The organism is Pseudomonas sp. SDO55104_S430 (assembly GCF_054070595.1).
The window spans coordinates 1-18,838 of the sequence record NZ_JBSVXG010000001.1; the positions used below are offsets into that span (position 1 = coordinate 1).

At 58.9% G+C, this 18,838-nt stretch carries 12 protein-coding genes; 4 read left to right on the top strand and 8 right to left on the bottom strand.

The annotated features are described in order from the left end of the window. Window positions 1-80 precede the first annotated feature (80 nt). Window positions 81-998: a sugar kinase gene (locus ACW9JE_RS00005; protein WP_457431436.1), complete on the top strand. Its 918-nt coding sequence runs from the start codon at window positions 81-83 to the stop codon at window positions 996-998. 143 nt (window positions 999-1,141) lie between these two features. Here the strand turns inward: ACW9JE_RS00005 and ACW9JE_RS00010 are convergent, their stop codons facing one another. Further along, entirely contained in the window at window positions 1,142-1,417 is a 276-nt protein-coding gene (locus ACW9JE_RS00010; RefSeq protein WP_224541809.1) for a peptidylprolyl isomerase, read from the bottom strand. 54 nt (window positions 1,418-1,471) lie between these two features. Beyond that, a complete protein-coding gene (locus ACW9JE_RS00015) occupies window positions 1,472-4,006 on the bottom strand; it encodes a PAS domain S-box protein (protein ID WP_457431437.1) in 2,535 nt (844 codons plus the stop codon). Between the two features lie 131 nt (window positions 4,007-4,137). Here ACW9JE_RS00015 and ACW9JE_RS00020 point away from each other — a divergent pair, with 131 nt between their 5' ends. Beyond that, the gene (locus ACW9JE_RS00020) at window positions 4,138-5,229 is read left to right on the top strand and encodes a PilT/PilU family type 4a pilus ATPase (RefSeq protein WP_457431498.1); all 1,092 of its coding nucleotides are present in this window, start codon (window positions 4,138-4,140) and stop codon (window positions 5,227-5,229) included. A 120-nt stretch (window positions 5,230-5,349) separates the two neighbouring features. On the opposite strand, the gene ACW9JE_RS00025 is transcribed toward ACW9JE_RS00020, so the two are convergent. The 4 genes from ACW9JE_RS00025 to ACW9JE_RS00040 form a co-directional block, all read right to left on the bottom strand. After that, window positions 5,350-7,305: an acetoacetate--CoA ligase gene (locus ACW9JE_RS00025; protein ID WP_457431438.1), complete on the bottom strand. Its 1,956-nt coding sequence runs from the start codon at window positions 7,303-7,305 to the stop codon at window positions 5,350-5,352. Between the two features lie 120 nt (window positions 7,306-7,425). Then, entirely contained in the window at window positions 7,426-8,199 is a 774-nt protein-coding gene (gene hbdH / locus ACW9JE_RS00030; RefSeq protein ID WP_224535201.1) for a 3-hydroxybutyrate dehydrogenase, read from the bottom strand. A 7-nt stretch (window positions 8,200-8,206) separates the two neighbouring features. Then, complete coding sequence (locus ACW9JE_RS00035) at window positions 8,207-9,598, bottom strand: GntP family permease (protein WP_457431439.1); 1,392 nt, start codon at window positions 9,596-9,598, stop codon at window positions 8,207-8,209. 546 nt (window positions 9,599-10,144) lie between these two features. Then, entirely contained in the window at window positions 10,145-13,258 is a 3,114-nt protein-coding gene (locus tag ACW9JE_RS00040; protein WP_457431440.1) for an amino acid adenylation domain-containing protein, read from the bottom strand. Window positions 13,259-13,408: 150 nt separating this feature from the next. On the opposite strand from ACW9JE_RS00040, the gene ACW9JE_RS00045 reads away from it, so the two are divergent. Together ACW9JE_RS00045 and ACW9JE_RS00050 are read left to right on the top strand one after the other, a co-directional pair. Then, the gene (locus ACW9JE_RS00045) at window positions 13,409-14,725 is read left to right on the top strand and encodes an amidase family protein (protein ID WP_457431441.1); all 1,317 of its coding nucleotides are present in this window, start codon (window positions 13,409-13,411) and stop codon (window positions 14,723-14,725) included. A gap of 253 nt (window positions 14,726-14,978) precedes the next feature. After that, window positions 14,979-15,686, top strand: a complete 708-nt coding sequence (locus tag ACW9JE_RS00050; protein WP_457431442.1) for a LuxR C-terminal-related transcriptional regulator — start codon at window positions 14,979-14,981, stop codon at window positions 15,684-15,686. On the opposite strand, the gene ACW9JE_RS00055 is transcribed toward ACW9JE_RS00050, so the two are convergent. Further along, window positions 15,683-17,095, bottom strand: coding sequence for a sigma-54 interaction domain-containing protein (locus ACW9JE_RS00055; protein ID WP_457431443.1), 1,413 nt, complete (start codon window positions 17,093-17,095; stop codon window positions 15,683-15,685). The two genes, ACW9JE_RS00050 and ACW9JE_RS00055, sit on opposite strands and share 4 nt — an antisense overlap. Window positions 17,096-17,255: 160 nt before the next feature. After that, window positions 17,256-18,836 (bottom strand): ABC transporter ATP-binding protein, encoded by a 1,581-nt coding sequence (locus ACW9JE_RS00060; protein ID WP_457431444.1) that lies wholly within the window; start codon window positions 18,834-18,836, stop codon window positions 17,256-17,258. Window positions 18,837-18,838: the final 2 nt, after the last annotated feature.

Genomic DNA, 18,838 nt, shown 5'->3' on the forward strand with positions numbered 1-18,838 from the left:
GATCACACCAACCTGTAGGAGCGAGGCTTGCCCGCGAAGACGCCCGCCCAGACACCACCGCAACACCAGAGACTCCACAGATGAACACCATCAACACCCCCCGCATCGCCCTCATCGGCGAATGCATGATCGAACTGCAGCACCGCGCCGACGGCAGTCTGCAACAGAGCTTCGGCGGCGACACCCTCAACACCGCCGTCTACCTGTCCCGCGAGCTGGGCACCGCCGGCAGCGTCGACTACGTCACCGCCCTCGGCGATGACAGCTTCAGCGACGCCATGTGCCAGAGCTGGGCCGCTGAAAACATCGGCCTGGACATGGTCCAGCGTTTGCCCGGCCGCCTGCCGGGGCTGTATTGCATCCAGACCGACGCCGCGGGCGAACGTCGTTTCCTCTACTGGCGCAACGAAGCGGCGGTACGCGACTGCTTCACCACCCCGGCCGCCGAGCCGATCCTGGCGGCGCTACCCGATTACGACATGCTGTATTTCAGCGGCATCACCCTGGCGGTGCTCGGTGCAAAAGGCCGTGAGCGATTGCTGCAAACCCTGATCGAAGCGCGCCAGCGCAATGCGCGGGTGGTCTTCGACAACAACTACCGGCCACGGCTGTGGGCTTCGATCGAGGAAGCGCGGGCGGCTTATCGCAGCGTGTTGCCTTATGTCGACCTGGCGCTGTTGACCGTCGATGACGAGCAGGCGCTGTTCCATTTCGCCGATTGTGATGCCGTGTTCGAAGCCTACGAGCAGATCGGCACGCCCGAGGTGGTGCTCAAGCGCGGCGCCGAGGCCTGTCTGATTCGTTGTGCTGGCGAATCGTTTGAAGTGCCGGCGCAGAAGGTCGAGCGAGTGGTGGACACCACGGCGGCGGGGGATTCGTTCAGTGCGGCGTACCTGGCCAGCCGGCTCAAGGGTGGCAGTGCGGTCGAAGCGGCAGAGGCGGGGCATCGGTTGGCGAGTCGGGTGATTCAGGTGCCTGGGGCGTTGATTCCCAGGTAAGTATTGAATGGCCGTTGGCTGCGCCACCGGTTCGCGAGCAAGCCCGCTCCCACATTGGTGCTGTGTTGAACACAAAATATCATCCGACACAGATCCCCTGTGGGAGCGGGCTTGCTCGCGAATACGTCCGAAAGCCAACCATATCAATCCCGGAAAAACACCTGCACCAGGTGATACCCGAACTTGCTCTTGATCGGCCCATGCACCACCCGCAGCGGTTTCTTGAAGATCACCGCATCTATCACCCCGACCATCTGCCCCGGCCGCACTTCACCCAGATCGCCGCCGCGTTTGCCGGACGGGCAGGTGGAGTACTTCTTGGCTAGCACATCGAATGCTTCGCCCTTGGCGATGCGTTGCTTGAGTTGCTCGGCTTCTTCGGCGGTTTTCACCAGAATGTGGCGGGCTTGAGCTTTCATGGGGCAGTTACCTGTTGACTGGGTTTACAGCGGGGCGCGCGATTATGCCCTAACTCACTCGGGTTGGCCGATCATCGTGCGAATCTTGTTGGCCAACAGATCGATGGAAAACGGCTTGGCCACCATGTCCATGCCTTCTTCGAGAAATCCTCCGCGTTCCGCGGCCATCTGCGCATAACCGGTCATGAACAGCACCTTGATCTGCGGCCGGTGTTGACGGGCGATTTCCGCCAGTTGCCGACCATTCATGCCCGGCAGGCCGACATCGGTCACCAGCAGGTCGACCCGCATGTCCGATTCGAGCAAGGGCAGGGCAGTCTTCGCGTCTTCGGCCTCAAAGGCGCGATAACCCAGCTCCTTGAGAAGGCTCAGCACCAGCATGCGCACCGCCGGATCGTCCTCCACCAGCACCACGGTTTCCCCGGCAATCGCCGGCGGCGCCTCACCGATCACTGGCGACAACACATCCTCCGATTCCATGTCATGCAGGCGCGGCAGAAACAGGCGCACGCTGGTGCCCTGGCCGGGCATGCTGAACAAACTGACGTGGCCGCCCGACTGCTGGGCAAAGCCGTAGATCATCGACAACCCCAGCCCGGTGCCCTGGCCGATGGGCTTGGTGGTGAAAAACGGATCGAACGCCTTGGCCAGCACCTTGGGGGTCATGCCGGTGCCGTTGTCGCTGACGGCGATCATCAGGTAATCGCCGGCCTTGACCGGCTCAAGGATGTTGACGTCGCTGCCGTCGAGATAGACGTTGGCGGTTTCGATACGCAGTTCGCCGCCATCGGGCATCGCGTCCCGGGCGTTGATCACCAGGTTGAGCAGGGCGTTTTCCAGCTGGCTGACATCGGTGCTGACGGACCAGAGATTCTCCGCCAGTTGCAGTTTGAGCACGATGTGGTCGCCCTTGGTGCGGCTGAACAGGTCTTCAAGCGAGTGGATCAGGTCGTTGGCATTAAGTGGCTTGCGGTCCAGCGACTGGCGCCGGGAGAACGCCAGCAGGCGATGGGTGAGGGCGGCGGCGCGATTGGCCGAGGACACCGCTGCTTCGGTAAACCGGGCGATTTCCTCGATGCGCCCGTCGGCAATGTAGCGCTGCATCAGGTCGAGGCTGCCGATGATTCCGGTCAGCATGTTGTTGAAGTCATGAGCGATGCCGCCGGTGAGTTGGCCGACCGCTTCCATTTTCTGCGCGTGGCGCAGGGCATCTTCAGCGCGTTCGCGCTCGAACATCTCGTTTTGCAGGCGCTGATTGGTTTCGGCCAGTTGCTGGGTGCGGGCGGCGACCCGTTCTTCCAGGGTCTCGTTGAGATTACGCAGGGCTTCCTCGGTGTGTTTGCGCTCGGTTTCGTCGATCACAAAGATGTAGAAGCCATTCACCGCGCCGTCCGCCCCGTGACGCGGCAGGTAGTTCATCAACGCGTGGCGGATGCTGCCGTCACGGTGCGGGGTGTTGATGCTGAAACAACAGGGCTTGCCGGACAGCGCCTGCGCAATGTGCTCGGCGCGCAATGCGTAGGCCTCGTCACCGAGCACCTCGCGCACGGTACGGCCGTAGAGTTCCTGAGGCGTCAGGCCGTACCAGTCCAGATAGGCGGAGTTGTTCAGGCGAAAGCGTTCCTCGCGATCGACGTAGCTGATCAGGATCGGCATGGCGTTGATGATCAGCTGCAATTCGGTCTGGCTCTGGCGCAGCGCCTGCTCGGTGTTTTTGCGTTCGGTCAGGTCCAGGGCGGCGCCGAGGAAACGGATCGGCCGATCGTGGTGATCCTTGTAGCAGCGCCCCCGGGCGAACACCCAGCGCAGTTGCCCATCGGATTGCAGACGATACTCCTCGGTGTATTCGCTGCCTTCGGTAATGCAGCGCTTGATGCCGTGGGCGACCAGGGCGCGGTCCTCCGGGTGCACCGCGTGCAGATACGCGCTGATCGGCAGTTGCCCGGCCTTGGCGGGATCGATGCCATGCAATTGCGCGAAACGCGCGTCGGCTATGAAACGGTCCTCGCCGATGTCCCAGTCCCAGGTGCCCACCGCGTCGGTGGCGGCCAGGGCCAGTTGCAGGCGTTCCTCGGTTTCCCGTTGCGCCTTGAGGCTGGCGGCCGAGCGTTGTTCCAGTTCCAGGGCGATGCGCCGGCGCTCGTTGGTCTCGATGGCGGTGACCAGAATCCCGGCGACCTCGGCCCTTTCGTCGCGGATGGGGCTGTAGGTCAGGTCGAGCCAGAAGTCGGAGTCCTTGCCGTCACGCTGCAGGGTGAAGCGCTGTTCGCTGTAGCTGCGCACCTGGCCTTGTAGGACGGCGCTGTAAATGGGGTCGGCAAAGTCTCTAAGTTCTGGCCAGATCAGGTGCGTCGGCTGTCCGAAAGCGTGCGGATGCTTGCTGCCGGAGAGCAGAGCGAAGCCGTCGTTGTAGATCTGGGTCAACTGCGGTCCCCAGAGCAACAGCATCGGCATCGGCGAATGAATCACGATGTCCACGGCGGTACGCAGGCTCTGCGGCCAGGTGCTGGCGTCACCCAGAGGGCTGTTCGCCCAGTCGAGCCGGGCAATCAGGGCTTGGGCATCGCTGGCGGTCGGTGCTGCACTCATCGAGATTTCCAAGAAGATGTTGCATGAACAATGGTCGGGTTAGAGGCGTCTACTCTGTTATCGAGCGTTTCTCGCTGCGATCCGGTCCGGGTCGTTTCTTTCAATTGAATGCTTCGCGGGTGTTTTTTGCCATGGAAATCGATGCGTTGTTAAAAAGACTGGCCAGCCAGGATGGATCCGACCTTTATCTGTCTACCGGTGCGCCACCCAATGCGCGCTTTGAAGGTGTACTTACGCCGCTGTCGGAGCAAGCGTTCAAACCGGGGGAAATTGCTGTCATGGCCGCCTCCATCATGGACGCCGAACAGCGCCTCGAGTTCGATCGTGAACTGGAAATGAACCTGGCGATGTCCGTGACCGGGGTCGGGCGATTTCGGGTCAATATCTTCAAGCAGCGTAATGACGTTTCGATGGTGATACGCAATGTCAAGCTCGACATTCCGCGCTACGAAGACCTGAAGATGCCACCGGTGCTGCTCAAGACCGTGATGCTCAAGCAGGGGCTGATGCTGTTCGTGGGGGCCACCGGCTCCGGCAAGTCCACGTCGCTGGCGGCGCTGATCGACTACCGCAACCGCCACAGCCGCGGGCACATCGTCACCATAGAGGACCCCATCGAGTTCATCCATCGGCACAAGCACTCGATCATCAACCAGCGTGAAGTGGGCGTGGATACCCGAAGTTTCCACATGGCTCTGAAGAACACGCTGCGCCAGGCGCCGGACGTGGTGCTGATCGGCGAAATTCGCGACCGCGAAACCATGGAACACGCGCTGGCCTTCGCCGACACCGGGCATCTGGTGATCTCCACCTTGCATGCCCACAACGCGAGTCAGGCGCTGGATCGCGTGATCAATTTCTTCCCCGAGGAACGGCGGGGGCAGTTGCTTCATGACCTGGGAAACAACCTCAAGGCGTTCGTGTCCCAGCGCCTGGTGCGCTCGGTCGATGGTGGACGTCGGGTGGCGGTGGAGGTGCTGCTGGGGACGCCGACCGTCGGCGATCTGATTCGCCTCAATCGGCTGGGCGAACTCAAGGAAATCATGGAGAAGTCCGAGGCGCAGGGGATGCAGACGTTTGATGCGGCGTTGTATGGGTTGGTGGTGGAGGGGGCGATCACCGCTGACGAGGCGCTCAAGCATGCCGATTCGGCCAATAACTTGCGCCTGCGGCTGAAATTGCACAGCGAATCCACTCCCGGTGACTGGGGCCTCGTGGACTGACACAACCCCCTGTAGGAGCGAGCATGCTCGCGATGGTCGTCAACGATAACGCTGGCAACCTGATGCCCCGCGGTGTCTGGACCTCCATCGCGAGCGTGCTCGCTCCTACAGGGGATTGCGTCAGGTCTGGAGCTCGGGGCGGTTGCGGTATTGCTCCAGGGCTTCGGGGTTGGCCAGGGCGTCTGTGTTTTTTACTTTTTGGCCGTGCACCACATTGCGCACCGCCAGCTCGACGATCTTGCCGCTGATGGTCCGTGGAATGTCGGTCACTGCGACAATCTTGGCCGGCACATGGCGTGGCGTGGTGTTGGAACGGATCACCTGGCGGATCTGCTGTTGCAGCGCTTCATCCAGTGTTACGCCCTCTTGCAGGCGTACAAACAACACTACTCGCACATCGTCCTGCCACTGCTGACCGATGGCCACGCTGTCGATCACCTGCGGGAGCTTTTCCACCTGCCGATAGATTTCCGCCGTGCCGATCCGCACGCCGCCGGGGTTGAGTACGGCGTCGGAGCGTCCGTGGATCATCATCCCGCCATCGTGCAACTGCTCGGCGTAATCGCCCTGGGCCCAGACGCCCGGAAACTGGCTGAAGTAGGAGGCGCGCAGCTTTTCGCCATCGGGGTCGTTCCACAAACCTATCGGCATCGCCGGGAAGTGTCGGGTGCACACCAACTCACCTTTTTCGCCGATCACTGACTGCCCTTCGTCATTCCACACTTCGACCGCCATGCCCAGGCTCTTGCCCTGCATTTCTCCACGGCGCACGGGTTGCAAGGGATTGCCGTTTGCGAAGCAGGAAATGATGTCGGTGCCGCCGGACATCGAGGCCAGGCAAACGTCAGGCTTGAAGTCGCGGTAGACGTAGTCGTAGCTCTGCGGCGACAGCGCCGAGCCGGTGCACAGAATGGTTTTCAGGCTGCTCAGGTCGTGGCTTTGCACGGGTTTGACGCCGCTGCTCTCCAGGGTCGCGAGGAACTTGGGGCTGGTGCCGAAGACGCTGATGCGCTCGTCGTCGATCAGGTCGATCAGCCGCTGCGCTTCAGGCTCGAACGGCGAGCCGTCATACAGCACCACCGAACTGCCCACCGCTAGCGCCGAGACCAGCCAGTTCCACATCATCCAGCCGCAGGTGGTGTAGTAGAACAGACGCTCGCCGGGGCCGAGGTCGCAATGCAGGCCGTGTTCCTTGACATGCTGCAGCAAAGTGCCGCCGGTGCCGTGGATGATGCACTTGGGCACGCCGGTGGTGCCGCTGGAATAAAGGATGTACAGCGGGTGATCGAAGTGGACGGCGACGAAATCCGGCTCGCCGCCGGGGAAATAGAAGTCGTCCCAGAGCGTGACGTTGGCCTCGGTGTGGAACTCTTCGATGTGCGCGTCGGGGCGGGCGTAAGGCACGACCACCAGCTGGCGCAGGGATGGCAGGCGTTCGAGGATTTCATTCAGCTTGACGCGCTGATCGATCTCCTTGCCGGCATAGCGGTAGCCGGCGCAGGTCACCAGCACTTTCGGCTCGATCTGACCGAAGCGGTCGATCACCCCTTGGGTGCCGAAATCCGGCGAAGAGCAGGACCAGATCGCCCCGAGGCTGGTGGTGGCGAGCATGGCCACCAGGGTTTGCCAGGTATTGGGCATGCACGCCGCGACCCGGTCGCCAACGCCCACGCCCGCAGCGATCAGGCCGTTCTGAAAGCCGGCGACATGCTCGGCCAGCTCGGCCCAGGTCAGGTGTTCACGCTGGCCGTTTTCCGCCACGGCAATCACCGCGATGGCATCGTCGCGACGGCGCAGCAGGTGTTCGGCGAAGTTCAGGGTAGCGCCGGGGAACCACTGGGCGCTGGGCATCTGCGTGCCCTCCACCAGCACCGCGTCGGGTTGTTGATGGAAACGGATATCAAAAAAGTCGACGATCGCCTGCCAGAAATCAGGGCGCTGATCGATGGACCATTGGTGCAAGGCCGCGTAGTCATCGAGGTGCACGTGGTGCCGCTTGATGACAAAACGCCGAAAGGCCTCCATGCGTGTCTTGCCGATACGCTCGGCGCTGGGTTGCCACATTATTTCGGACATGATTTGCCTCTTCTTCTATGTGCAGTTCCATTCGCGGGCAAGCCTCGCTCCTACAGATCCCACGGAACCTGTGGGAGCGAGGCTTGCCCGCGAAGAACGATAACGCGGTCTAGCTGACGATCACTGCGCCAACCACCCACCATCCACATTCCACGCCGCGCCCCGCACCTGGCTCCCGGCCTCGCTGCACAGAAACAGCACCAACTCACCCAACTGCGGTGGCGTGACGAACTCCAGCGACGGCTGTTTCTCGGCCAGCAAATCATGCTGCGCCTGCTGTGGATCGATCCCGGTTGCGGCGCGATCGTCGATCTGCTTCTGCACCAGCGGCGTCAATACCCAACCCGGGCAAATCGCATTGCAAGTGACATTGCTGGTCGCGGTTTCCAACGCCACCACCTTGGTCAACCCGATCACCCCATGCTTGGCCGCCACATAAGCCGCCTTGCCCGTCGACCCCACCAGACCATGCACCGATGCAATGTTGATCACCCGGCCCCAGCCCTTGGCGCGCATGCCCGGCAGGCTCAGGCGGGTGCTGTGGAACACCGACGACAGATTGATGGCGATGATCGAGTCCCAACGTTCCACCGGAAACTCGTCCACCGGCGCCACGTGCTGGATGCCGGCGTTGTTCACCAGAATGTCGACGCCGCCGAACTCACGTTCGACATAGGCAATCATGTCGGCGATCTGCGCAGGATCGCTGACATCGGCGGGATGATGGCCGACCTTGCCGCCGTACTGCGCGACTTCGGCGATGACCTTCGACGCATCGCCGAAACCGTTGAGGATCAGGTTGGCGCCAGCCTTGGCCAGGCTCAGGGCAATCCCCAAGCCGATGCCGCTGGTGGAGCCGGTGACCAGTGCGGTCTTGCCTGAAAGAGTCGTCATGAATACCTCACACAATGCCAGTGGCGTAGAAAGTGCCGATCACCACGAAAACCGCCAGGGTCTTGATCAGCGTAATACAGAAAATGTCTTTGTAAGCTTCGCGGTGGGTCAGGCCGGTGACCGCCAGCAAGGTAATCACCGCGCCGTTGTGCGGCAGGGTGTCCATGCCGCCACTGGCCATCGCGGCCACGCGGTGCAGCACTTCCAGCGGGATGTTCGCGGCGTGGGCCGCGGCGATGAACTGCTCGGACATCGCCGCCAGCGCGATACTCATGCCGCCCGAGGCGGAACCGGTGATACCGGCCAGCAACGTCACGGTAATCGCTTCGTTGACCAACGGGTTGGGAATGCTCTTGAGCCAGTCGGCCAGCACCAGAAAGCCCGGCAAGGACGCGATCACCGCCCCGAAACCGTATTCCGACGCGGTGTTCATCGCTGCCAGCAAGGCACCGCTGACCGCGCTTTTACTGCCTTCGGCCAGTTTGCTCTTGATCGCCGTGAAACCGAATGCCAGCACCATGAGAATGCCCACCAGCAACGCGGCCTGAACCGCCCAGATAGCGGTCAGCTTGGCGATCTCGGTGGTGACCGGCGCGGCCATTCCCGGCAGGGTCAAGCTATGAGTCTTGCCGTACCACTGCGGAATCCATTGGGTAAACAGCAAGTTCATGACGCCCACCGCCAGCAAAGGCGACAGCGCGATCCACGGGTTTGGCAGCTTCAGGTCGGAGGCGGTTTCCGGCTCATTGCGCAGCTCCGTGCCATAGCCTTCACCGGCACGTTGTGCCTTATTGCGCTGGCGCTGGAGAAACAGCATGCCGGCGCAGAACACGAAGATCGTACCGATCACCCCCAGCCACGGCGCGGCCCAGGCGGTGGTGTTGAAGAAGGTGCTGGGGATGATGTTCTGGATCTGCGGCGTACCGGGCAGGGCGTCCATGGTGAACGAGAACGCACCCAGAGCAATCGTCGCCGGAATCAGGCGCTTGGGAATATTGCTCTGGCGGAACATCTCGGCGGCAAACGGATAGACCGCAAACACCACCACAAACAGCGACACACCCCCATAAGTGAGCAACGCGCAGACCAGCACAATCACCAGCATCGCCTGGCGAGTACCCAGCAAGCGAATGGCCGCAGCGACGATGGAACGCGAGAACCCGGACAACTCGATCAACTTGCCGAACACGGCACCGAGCAGGAACACGGGGAAATACAGCTTGATGAACCCGACCATCTTCTCCATGAACACCCCGGTAAAGGCGGGCGCAACGGCGGAAGGGTCGGTCAGCAGAACGGCGCCGAGAGCGGCGATGGGAGCAAAAAGGATAACGCTGTAGCCGCGGTAAGCAGCGAGCATCAGCAGCGCGAGGGCCGCCAAGGCAATGATCACACTCATGGTGTGTCTCCTGGGATTGTTATTTTTGTATAGGTGAAGCTTTGTAGGAGGGGGCTATAGCGAGTTCTGTGCCAAAAGCTTAAGTCGTTGAAATATAAGGATTTAATTTTCTTGGCGGGGGTTGTTGCTAGGCTTTTGTCTCTGATTGGAGATTTTTTGTGGAGCGAGAAGATCGCAGCCTTCGCCAGTTCCTACAGGGGAACGCGGAAATCCTGCGTAGGAGCTGCCGAACACTGCGATCTTTTGATCTTCAGAAATCCTTCCATAAACAGAGATTAACGTCTCTTTATGGAGACTTTCGTGTGACATCACAGAGGATAGACCCAGGAAATATGGATTGCGGTGTCGTAGTAGGTATAGAGATGAAAGGGGTGTTCAAGCACCAAAGGCTCTTGATTCACCAACCGTCGCGCAAGTGCGGCGCGCATCTCCGGGCGATTTGAGTTCGAATTCCAGAGCCCATTCTGTTGCGCGACACACACCATCGAAAATGCATTTTCAATGGCAAGATCCGTTGCGCAGGCAACGACGCAATCGAGGATCTCGTCAACTCGATAAAGGCTCTAGTGCAAGCAAATCATCCAGTGCCTGCCGGAAACTCATCATCAGGTTGTGCGCAGCTTCCTGCGAAATGGCGTCACGGTAGTAGGACAGACTGCCGACCAATCCGCCTTCTGTGCGTAGCGTGTTAAGTGAAACATCAGTCTTGATTCCACTGGAGGGCACCCCGATACCCTTAAGCTGAGATGTGCCTAGCTGGCGTTGCCCGGCGGGATAGTTATGGTGGTTGTACCAATAGGGAAAGCGCGAACCATAAGCGCTGGAGCAGGGTGAACAGTGGGCTTCAAGTTTCTGCGGAGGCAGCAGTGCGTGACCGCTCGCATCCAGTACGCAACCACTGACCTGCTCCAGCAAGTGCAGGGAAGGGGACCAATCAGAAAGCCTCGGACGGATCACCATGGGATGGACAAAATACCCCACCACTGGCTCCAGGGCCGCATCGGTCCGGTTGGCGATGGGGGAGCGAACATAGAGGTCGCTGGTGTCGGTCTCTTTTGCGAGTGCCATCAGGAATGCGGTCAGGATCACGGTGTACAGGCTCGAACCCGTTTGGCTACACAAATGCACGATGGTCGGGTACTGCGCATCCAGGTTCATTGGAATCACAGCGCTGCGGAAGGTGAATACTTGGGGCCGCTCAATGGTGCCACGCATGGGAAAGGGCTCGGGCAGGTGTTTGAGTGTCTGTTCCCAAAAAACGGTGTGTTGATTCAGCGAACCCTCGGCAAAACGTTGATGCTGCGCATCCGTGTAGTCCGAGTAGCTCAGACGGGATTGGATGTTTCCCGGTACGCCTGTCGTCAACAAGGACTGGTAGTGAGCGCAGAGCTGGTCCATCAGGAGCGCCCCCGACCAGCCGTCGAATGCGATGTGGTGGGCGGTGATGATCAGTGCATCATCCGATCTGGGGCACTCAATGTAGGTGGCGCGGACCAAGGGTGGTTGCCGCAGATCAATGGCGGTCAATGATTCTTCGATGACCCTGTGTACCACGGTGTCCGGGAGAGTGTCTTGGGATGTGCTCTGGATGAGATTGAACGGCAGCGGAAACTCATCAAGGGCGTGTTGAGTTCGCTGCGAATGACCTTGTCCGTCGGATTTGAAACTGCAGCGCAATGCGGGTTGCTGTTCGAGGACCGCTCCGAAGGCCTGCCGTACTCTGGCTGCGGAGCACTCGCCTCGGATGTAAAACGCGAGGACCACATTCTCCAGGTAGGCCGGTGTTTGTGGCGGTTTTTCAAGGACCTCGCATTGAGCCAGTCCTGGCGTTTCGCTACCCGCGTGCCTGCGCCAGGCAAGTGCATCAAGTAGCAGACCGTTTTCCTTCCTCTCGCGCCTGCTGCCACTGAGTAAAGCGGCCTGCCGGGCCAGGATCGGATGCTCGAAAATGTCTTTGGGAGTCAGGTCCATATTGAACAGGTTCGCGATTCTGCCAAGCAGCATCATCACCGTCAGGGAAGTGGCCCCGCATTCAAAGAAGTGGCTGTCGAGCGAAATGGGTCGGTGACCGAGAATCTCTCTCCAGATTTCCTGCAACTGTTTCACGGTCGATGGTTCGCCGATAAGGGGCGATTCGGCGGCAACCGATTTGGCATGTCTCTCTCGCAGAGCGTTGTGATCAATCTTGCCGTTGGGCAGTAGCGGTAGTCTGTCGAGCACATGTATTTGGTTTGGGTGCATGTAGGCGGGGAGTTGTAGCGAGACCGTCTGTTTGATCCGTTGCCCGACGGCTTGAGGTTCTGCGTCGGACTGCGCGATGTAAGCCGCACAGATCTGCTTTTCGCCGCTGGCGAGGGTATCGATATAGACGGTGGCGCATTGTACGCCTGGTGTTTGTTGAACTACGTGCTCTATGGCCAGTAGTTCGACCCGATGCCCGTTGACCTTGTACTGACTGTCGCGACGTCCGAGGCAGATAAGTTCTCCGGAGACGGAAACGACGCCGATGTCCCCGCTTTTATAAATCCGTACTGGTTCTCCATCGACATTGAGCGATGAGAAACGTAGCGCGTTCTCAACAACACTGTTTACGTAGCCGATGGCTACGCCGGGTCCTGCGATCGCTATTTCGCCTTCTTGCTGATGTTCCACCGGCAAACCCTGTTCGTTCAGCAGGTGTAGTTGCACGCCGCGTACGGGGCGCCCCACAGGCGGGGGCATGTTCCTGTCCGCCGTCAGGTCCACCCGCCAAAAGGTAGCATCGATAGTCGTTTCGGTAGGCCCATAGAGATTGACCAGTAGGCACCGGGTTTTCGAAACGAACTGATCGATGAGGTCCCAGGTCAGTGGCTCACCGCCACAGAACACCAGGCGGCAGGGGATATGTCCGAACTGCTTTAAACGCATTAGCTCACGCAGCAGTGTAGGGACGAATTGCACAATCGATATGTGCTCCTGTTGGAGTGCCAGCAAGATGCCAAACGGATGTTTGGCATGGGCAGCCGGGAGCAAAACCAGGCAGGCCCCGGCCGCCAACCCGGTCCATAGTTCCCAGACCGATGCATCAAATGCGAGGCTGGTGCGCTGCAGAATGACGTCAGACTCAGTAACGGAAAACTCCTCCATGAACCATTGCGTATGGTTCAACAGAGCGCCATGGCTGATTAACACGCCTTTTGGTTCGCCGGTGGTGCCTGATGTGTAAATACAGTAAGCACAAGTATCGCTGTTTGGCAGGGCTAATTGTTTACGTTGGAAAACCTGTTTAAAGATGTTTTCCGGGTTGATGATTTCGGCGGAAAGTTCCCTTGAGAAAAATTCAGATGAATCACTGAAAACGTATTCGATATTTGCGTTCTCGAGCAGGCAATTGACTCTGTATTCAGGGTAATCAACGTCCAGTGGAAGATAGGCACTGCCGTGTTTCATTATTCCGAGGAGTACAACCACCAGTTGGGTAGTCCTTTCCATGGCAACTGCGATAATTGATCCGCGGGCCACCTCCTGTTTTTCGAGCCAAGCCGCCACCTGATCAGCTTGCTCATTCAATTGCCGGAAGTTTAATCGCTGTGACCCGCATTTGACGGCGATTGAGTCTGGAGATGCGATAACGTGATGCAGGATTAATTCCAGAATACTTTCGTAGTTTCCGTGATTCATGCCCGCTTTCTCTTTGATTTGCCTGATTTTATGGTGAGCTAACTAGCTTGGAGGTTGTATTGGTGGTGTGCAACTACCAACTTTGGTAGTTGCATTTTTTGATGCGTGTGGTCTTGTTTGTCGGTCACAAATGATCAGAGGGGATTGCAGATGCATTACGAAAATAGTCTGCGCAGGGTGTTAGCAAATCGAGCGATATTCGGAATAGCTTCCGCTTTCAAATCTATCGACTGGGTCGACGCCTATTGCGTCTTTGTCAATCGATTGCCTGCACCGTATGGCAGCGATGCAAAGCATGTTGGCGGAGTACTTTCAGGCATCGATTTTATCGTCAAGGATAGTATTGATGCATTGGGGTTCCCGACAACAAACGGAACCGAGGCGCTGAGCATCAACTACCCATCGAAGGATCATTCTCTGGTTGCTCGTCTGAAGTCCTTGGGTGCTGTTTGTGTGGGTAAAGCGAATCTGGACGAAATGAGCTATGGCTGGGCTTCCGATAATCCGTATTTCGGGAAAGTCACCAACCCGATGTACCCTAACCATTCACCCGGCGGTAGCAGTGGCGGATGCGCAGCGGGTGTCGCAGGTGGTGGTGTCTGGGTTGCGATCGGTGAAGACACCGTGGGTTCTTTGCGCATTCCTGCCGCGTTCTGTGGGGTTTCGGCCTGTAGGGCGCCTCTTTCTACTTTAGACGTCGAGGGCATTTGTCCGTTAACGTCTTCCGGCTATGACCAAGCAGGGTTGATCGCAAACACGCTTGACGATATTTCGTTGCTGGACAGCTTAATCCACGAATATGAAGAACTTGCGCCTATCGAGGCCTGCAAATTACAAGTTGCTGTTGCAACAAATTTTTCTCTGACGATGCTGTCGCCGGAGATTGAAGAATGCATGCATAACGCAATATTTAAACTAGCCAGTGCAGGCGCCAATATCGTGATGCAGGAGGTGCCTGCTTCATTCGATCGGGCAGCACAGTCATTAACCACCATGGTTAATTATGAATTTGCGCAAGCATTTAACGCTTACTTGAACTCCCGGTCGCACGTACCTGCAACGCTGGAAAAAATACTCGAAAATAGTGATAGCGCCACAATGCGTAAAATCAAAGCCCTGGCTTTCCCTCCAGGCCGGCCGTGTCGTCCCGCGTACGAGCGTGCTCAGACCAACGCTCGAGATATTGAGCAGGATGTTGTCGATTATTTCGCTCAGACCCGTTGCCACGTTCTGATACACCCTACGGTTGGTATCAACGTGTCTGTGTTGGAGATTTCCTCGATAAATGCTTTAGAGCTTGCCCGCCATGTCTCAGTTGCAAGTTGTGCGCGAGCAATCGCGATGAACTTCTCCGTCATGAGTCCGGAGGGGTTGCCGGTAGGAATTGAAATGCTATGCGATCCGGCGATGGATTCGAGACAGGCATTCGCAATGTGTCGCACGATCGAAGCGATCGTTAAAGGATAGATCGTCGTTGGCGGGAAGTGCAGGCGTCACATCCATGAAACTTTGGTCCCTGTACGTATTCCCACCACCAATACTTTTAATTCGCACAATTTTCTACACGCGATGGATTTGTCTTACAGAGTGATCTCGCTCGATTTAAGGAAAAGGATTACAAGTTTTCCTCGATGCCCAAGGATTAATGGGGAGTACTATTCAAGGCGTACAGGGAGTTCATAACTTCTAATAACCTTCGCCTTTATTGGGAGACATGAGCATGTCGGCATGGAGCGACGGGTTGGATGAAAAGGTCAGGCAGTGTCGAAGTAACGAATGCACCATGGGGCTCTTGCATCGAGCGACTGAAAGCCTGGGATTTGATTTCTTTTTGTACGCTACCCGAGCTGCGACTCCATTTGTGAATCCTGATACCAAGGTAATTGGCACCTTTCCTGCCAATTCGAGTGTTCATTATCTGGCTGCCATTCAGCGCGAAGAACGGTCGTTGAGTCATCTGAACGCTAGGGTTTCCTGTTTTTTTGTTTGGCGCGAATCTATCAAGGGTGCAAATCGCAAGTTGTTTGATGAGTTCTGGAGTTATGGATTACGGCATGGATGTGTACTGACAGTTCGTAACTTCAATAACGCATCTCACACGCTCTCGGTTGCGAGGCGAGGTAATTTGGTTAGCTCGAAAGAGGCGTCTGATCTCAAATCGAAACTCAAGCACCTGATCGAGATTTTTGCAGAAAGCACCGCCTTCCAGAGTGCTGGGGGGCGAGACGCTCAACGCATATTGTTTACGGATCGAGAGCGTCAGATCCTGCAGTGGAGCGCGGAGGGCAAGAGTTCTGCAGAGGTGGGCATCATCCTTGATATTTGCCCCGATACCGTCAATTTCCATCTCAACAACATCAAGCGAAAGCTGGGTGTGTCAAACAAGACCTCTGCGGTTGCTTATGCCGTCGCCATGGGCTTGGTCTAATACTGCGTGATGCCCAATGCCAGCATCTTTTTGTAAAGCGTCGAGCGCCCGAGCCCCAGGCGCTTGGCGGCCTCAATCACATTTCCCTGACAGGCCTCGAGCGTCGTCCCAATCAACTGCCGGTCAAACCGCTCCCGCGCCGCACTGAACGTCTCGTGCTCCAACGGTTCGATGGTCTCCGCCGCCACCCGCTCAACTGGCGTAAAAGTCCCGATCGCCGCCCGTATATCCGCCACCGATAGCCGCAGGTCATCACTGAGCAACGCCGCCCGCTCCAGCACATTACGCAACTCGCGAATATTCCCAGGCCAGGCATGCTGGCCCAGCATTGCCAACGCTTCGCCATTAAGTTCATGCTGGCTGCGCAACTCTTCAAGAATCGCTTCACTGAGCGCGGGTAAATCATCGAGGCGGTCGCGCAGCGGCGGTACCTGGATCGGCAGGACGTTGAGGCGGTAGTACAGGTCGGCGCGAAACTCGCCGCGTTTGATCGCGGCTTCAAGATCGGAGGAGGTCGCGGCGATGACGCGTACGTCGCTCTGGATCACCTCGTTGGAGCCCACTGGCTCGAATTCCTTTTCCTGCAGGACTCGCAGCAGTTTGCTTTGCAGCGGTAGCGGCATGTCGCCGATTTCATCGAGAAACAGAGTGCCGCCCTGGGCGATCTGCAATTTGCCGGCGCGGCCCTTGCGGTCGGCGCCGGTGAAGGCGCCGGGGGCGGTGCCGAAGAACTCGGCTTCGAGCAGCGATTCGGGGATGGCTGCGCTGTTGATGCTGACAAAGGCCTTGTGCGCGCGGGGCGAAGCGTTGTGGATCGCCTGGGCCAGCAGCTCCTTGCCGGTGCCGGTTTCGCCCAGCAGCAAGACCGGCGATTCGGTGCTGGCGCTGCGTCGGGCGCGGCGTTTGACTTCCAGGCTGGCGGCGCTGGTGCCGATGAAGTGGGCGAAGTTGTATTTGGTTTGCCGCGCCCGCAGCAGCGAGCGGGTCGAGGCCAGCTCTTCCTGCATGCTCATGTAGCGTTTGAGCATCGGTGACAGGCTGCGCAGTTCGTCGAACAGGGCAAAGCCGATGGCGCCGATCACCTCGCCGGCATCGTCGTGAATCGGCAGGCGCATGACCACCAACGGTTCCTTGGGGGTGTCCTGCATGTCCAGCAGGATCGGCCGGCCGGTGCGCACCACTTCGCGCAACAGGCTGCCGGGGATCACGCTTTCGCAGGCCTTGCCGATGGCAACTTCGGCCGAGGGCAGGCCGAAGCGCCGGGCGTAGCGTTCGTTCATCCAGACGATGTTGGCGTCGCGGTCGACGATCACCGTGCCTTCACTCGACTGCTCGATGATCTCGAACAGAGAGCGGATCGCCAGCAGGCGGACGCGCTGGTAGTCCTTGAGGCTTTCGGTGGTGTTCATGGATTGATCCTAAATTGTGTGTTGCCTGTGCCGGCCTCATCGCGGGCAAGCCCGCTCCCACAGGTTTTGTGTCGGACCCAAATCCAGGGTCAACCTCATGACCTTGTGGGAGCGGGCTTGCCCGCGATGGCCGCTACGCGGTCTAAAGCCTGGTGCCGAATTATGCTTGCCCCAAATGCGCCGCCGCCAATAGCTCCTTGGTGTACGGATGCTGCGGCGATTCGAACACTTCATGGCTGGCGCCGCTTTCCACCACCTTGCCGTCCTTGACCACGATCATGTCGTGGGCCAGGGCGCGGACGACGGACAGGTCATGGCTGATGAACAGATAGGTCAGACCATGTTTTTCCTGAAGCTGGCGGAGCAGGGCGACCACTTGTTTCTGCACGGTGCGATCCAGAGCCGAGGTAGGTTCGTCCAACAGGATCAATGCCGGCTTGAGCACCAGCGCCCGGGCGATGGCGATGCGTTGGCGTTGGCCACCGGAGAATTCGTGGGGGTAGCGATGGCGGCTTTTCGGGTCGAGGCCGACCTCCTGCAACACCCGGGTTACCTCGGCGTTGCATTCCTCGTTGCTCAGATCGCTGTGTACTTCCAGGCCTTCGCATAGGATCTGCTCCACGGACATCCGCGGGCTGAGGCTGCCGAACGGGTCCTGGAACACTACCTGCATCTGTTTGCGCCAGGGTCGCAACTGCTTTTGCGTCAGGCTGTCCAGCGCCTCGCCCTGAAAGCGGATGCTGCCTTTGGAGTCGAGCAATCGCAGGATCGCCTGGCCCAGCGTCGACTTGCCGGAGCCGGATTCGCCGACGATACCCAAGGTCTTGCCGCGCTGCACGTTCAGGCTGATGCCGTCCACAGCCTTGAGGTAGGTCTTGCGCTGGAACAGGCCGCCACTGACGGCAAACTGCACCTGCAGATTCTCCACCTCCAGCACGTTCTCACGCTCGTCCCGAGGCAGCGCTTCGCCTTCGGGCTCGGCGTTGAGCAGCACGCAGCTGTAAGGATGCTTGGGCTCGGTAAACAGAGTTTCGCAGGGCGCCTGCTCGACGATTTCGCCGGCTTTCATCACGCAGACGCGCTGGGCGATGCTGCGCACCAGATTCAGGTCGTGGCTGATCAGCAGCAGCGACATGTTCAGTCGCTGTTGCAGGGACTTGAGCAGCAGCAGGATCTTGCGCTGCACGGTGACGTCCAGCGCGGTGGTGGGTTCGTCGGCGATCAGCAGTTCCGGTTCACAGGCCAGGGCCATGGCGATCATCACCCGCTGGCGCTGGCCACCGGACAATTGATGTGGATAGGCCTTGAGGCGTTCCTTGGGATTCTTGATGCCCACCAGATGCAGCAACTCGAGGATGCGCGCCTGCGCGGTCTTGCCGGTCATGCCCTTGTGCACCAGCAGGGTTTCGCCGATCTGCTTTTCGATGCTGTGCAAGGGATTGAGCGAGGTCATCGGCTCCTGGAAGATCATGGCGATGCGGTTGCCGCGCAACTGGCGCAGTTTTGCCGCATCGGCGCCCACCAGTTCTTGGCCGCGATAGCGAATGCTGCCGGTGGTTTCGGTGCCGCATTCGGGTAGCAGTTGCAGGATCGAATGGGCGGTCACCGATTTGCCCGAGCCCGACTCGCCCACCAGCGCCAGGCATTCGCCGGGGCGGATGTCCAGGCACAGGTTGCGCACGACGGTCTGGCCACTGAAGGCCACGCTGAGGTCACGGATTTCGATCAGGTTAAGGCTCATGT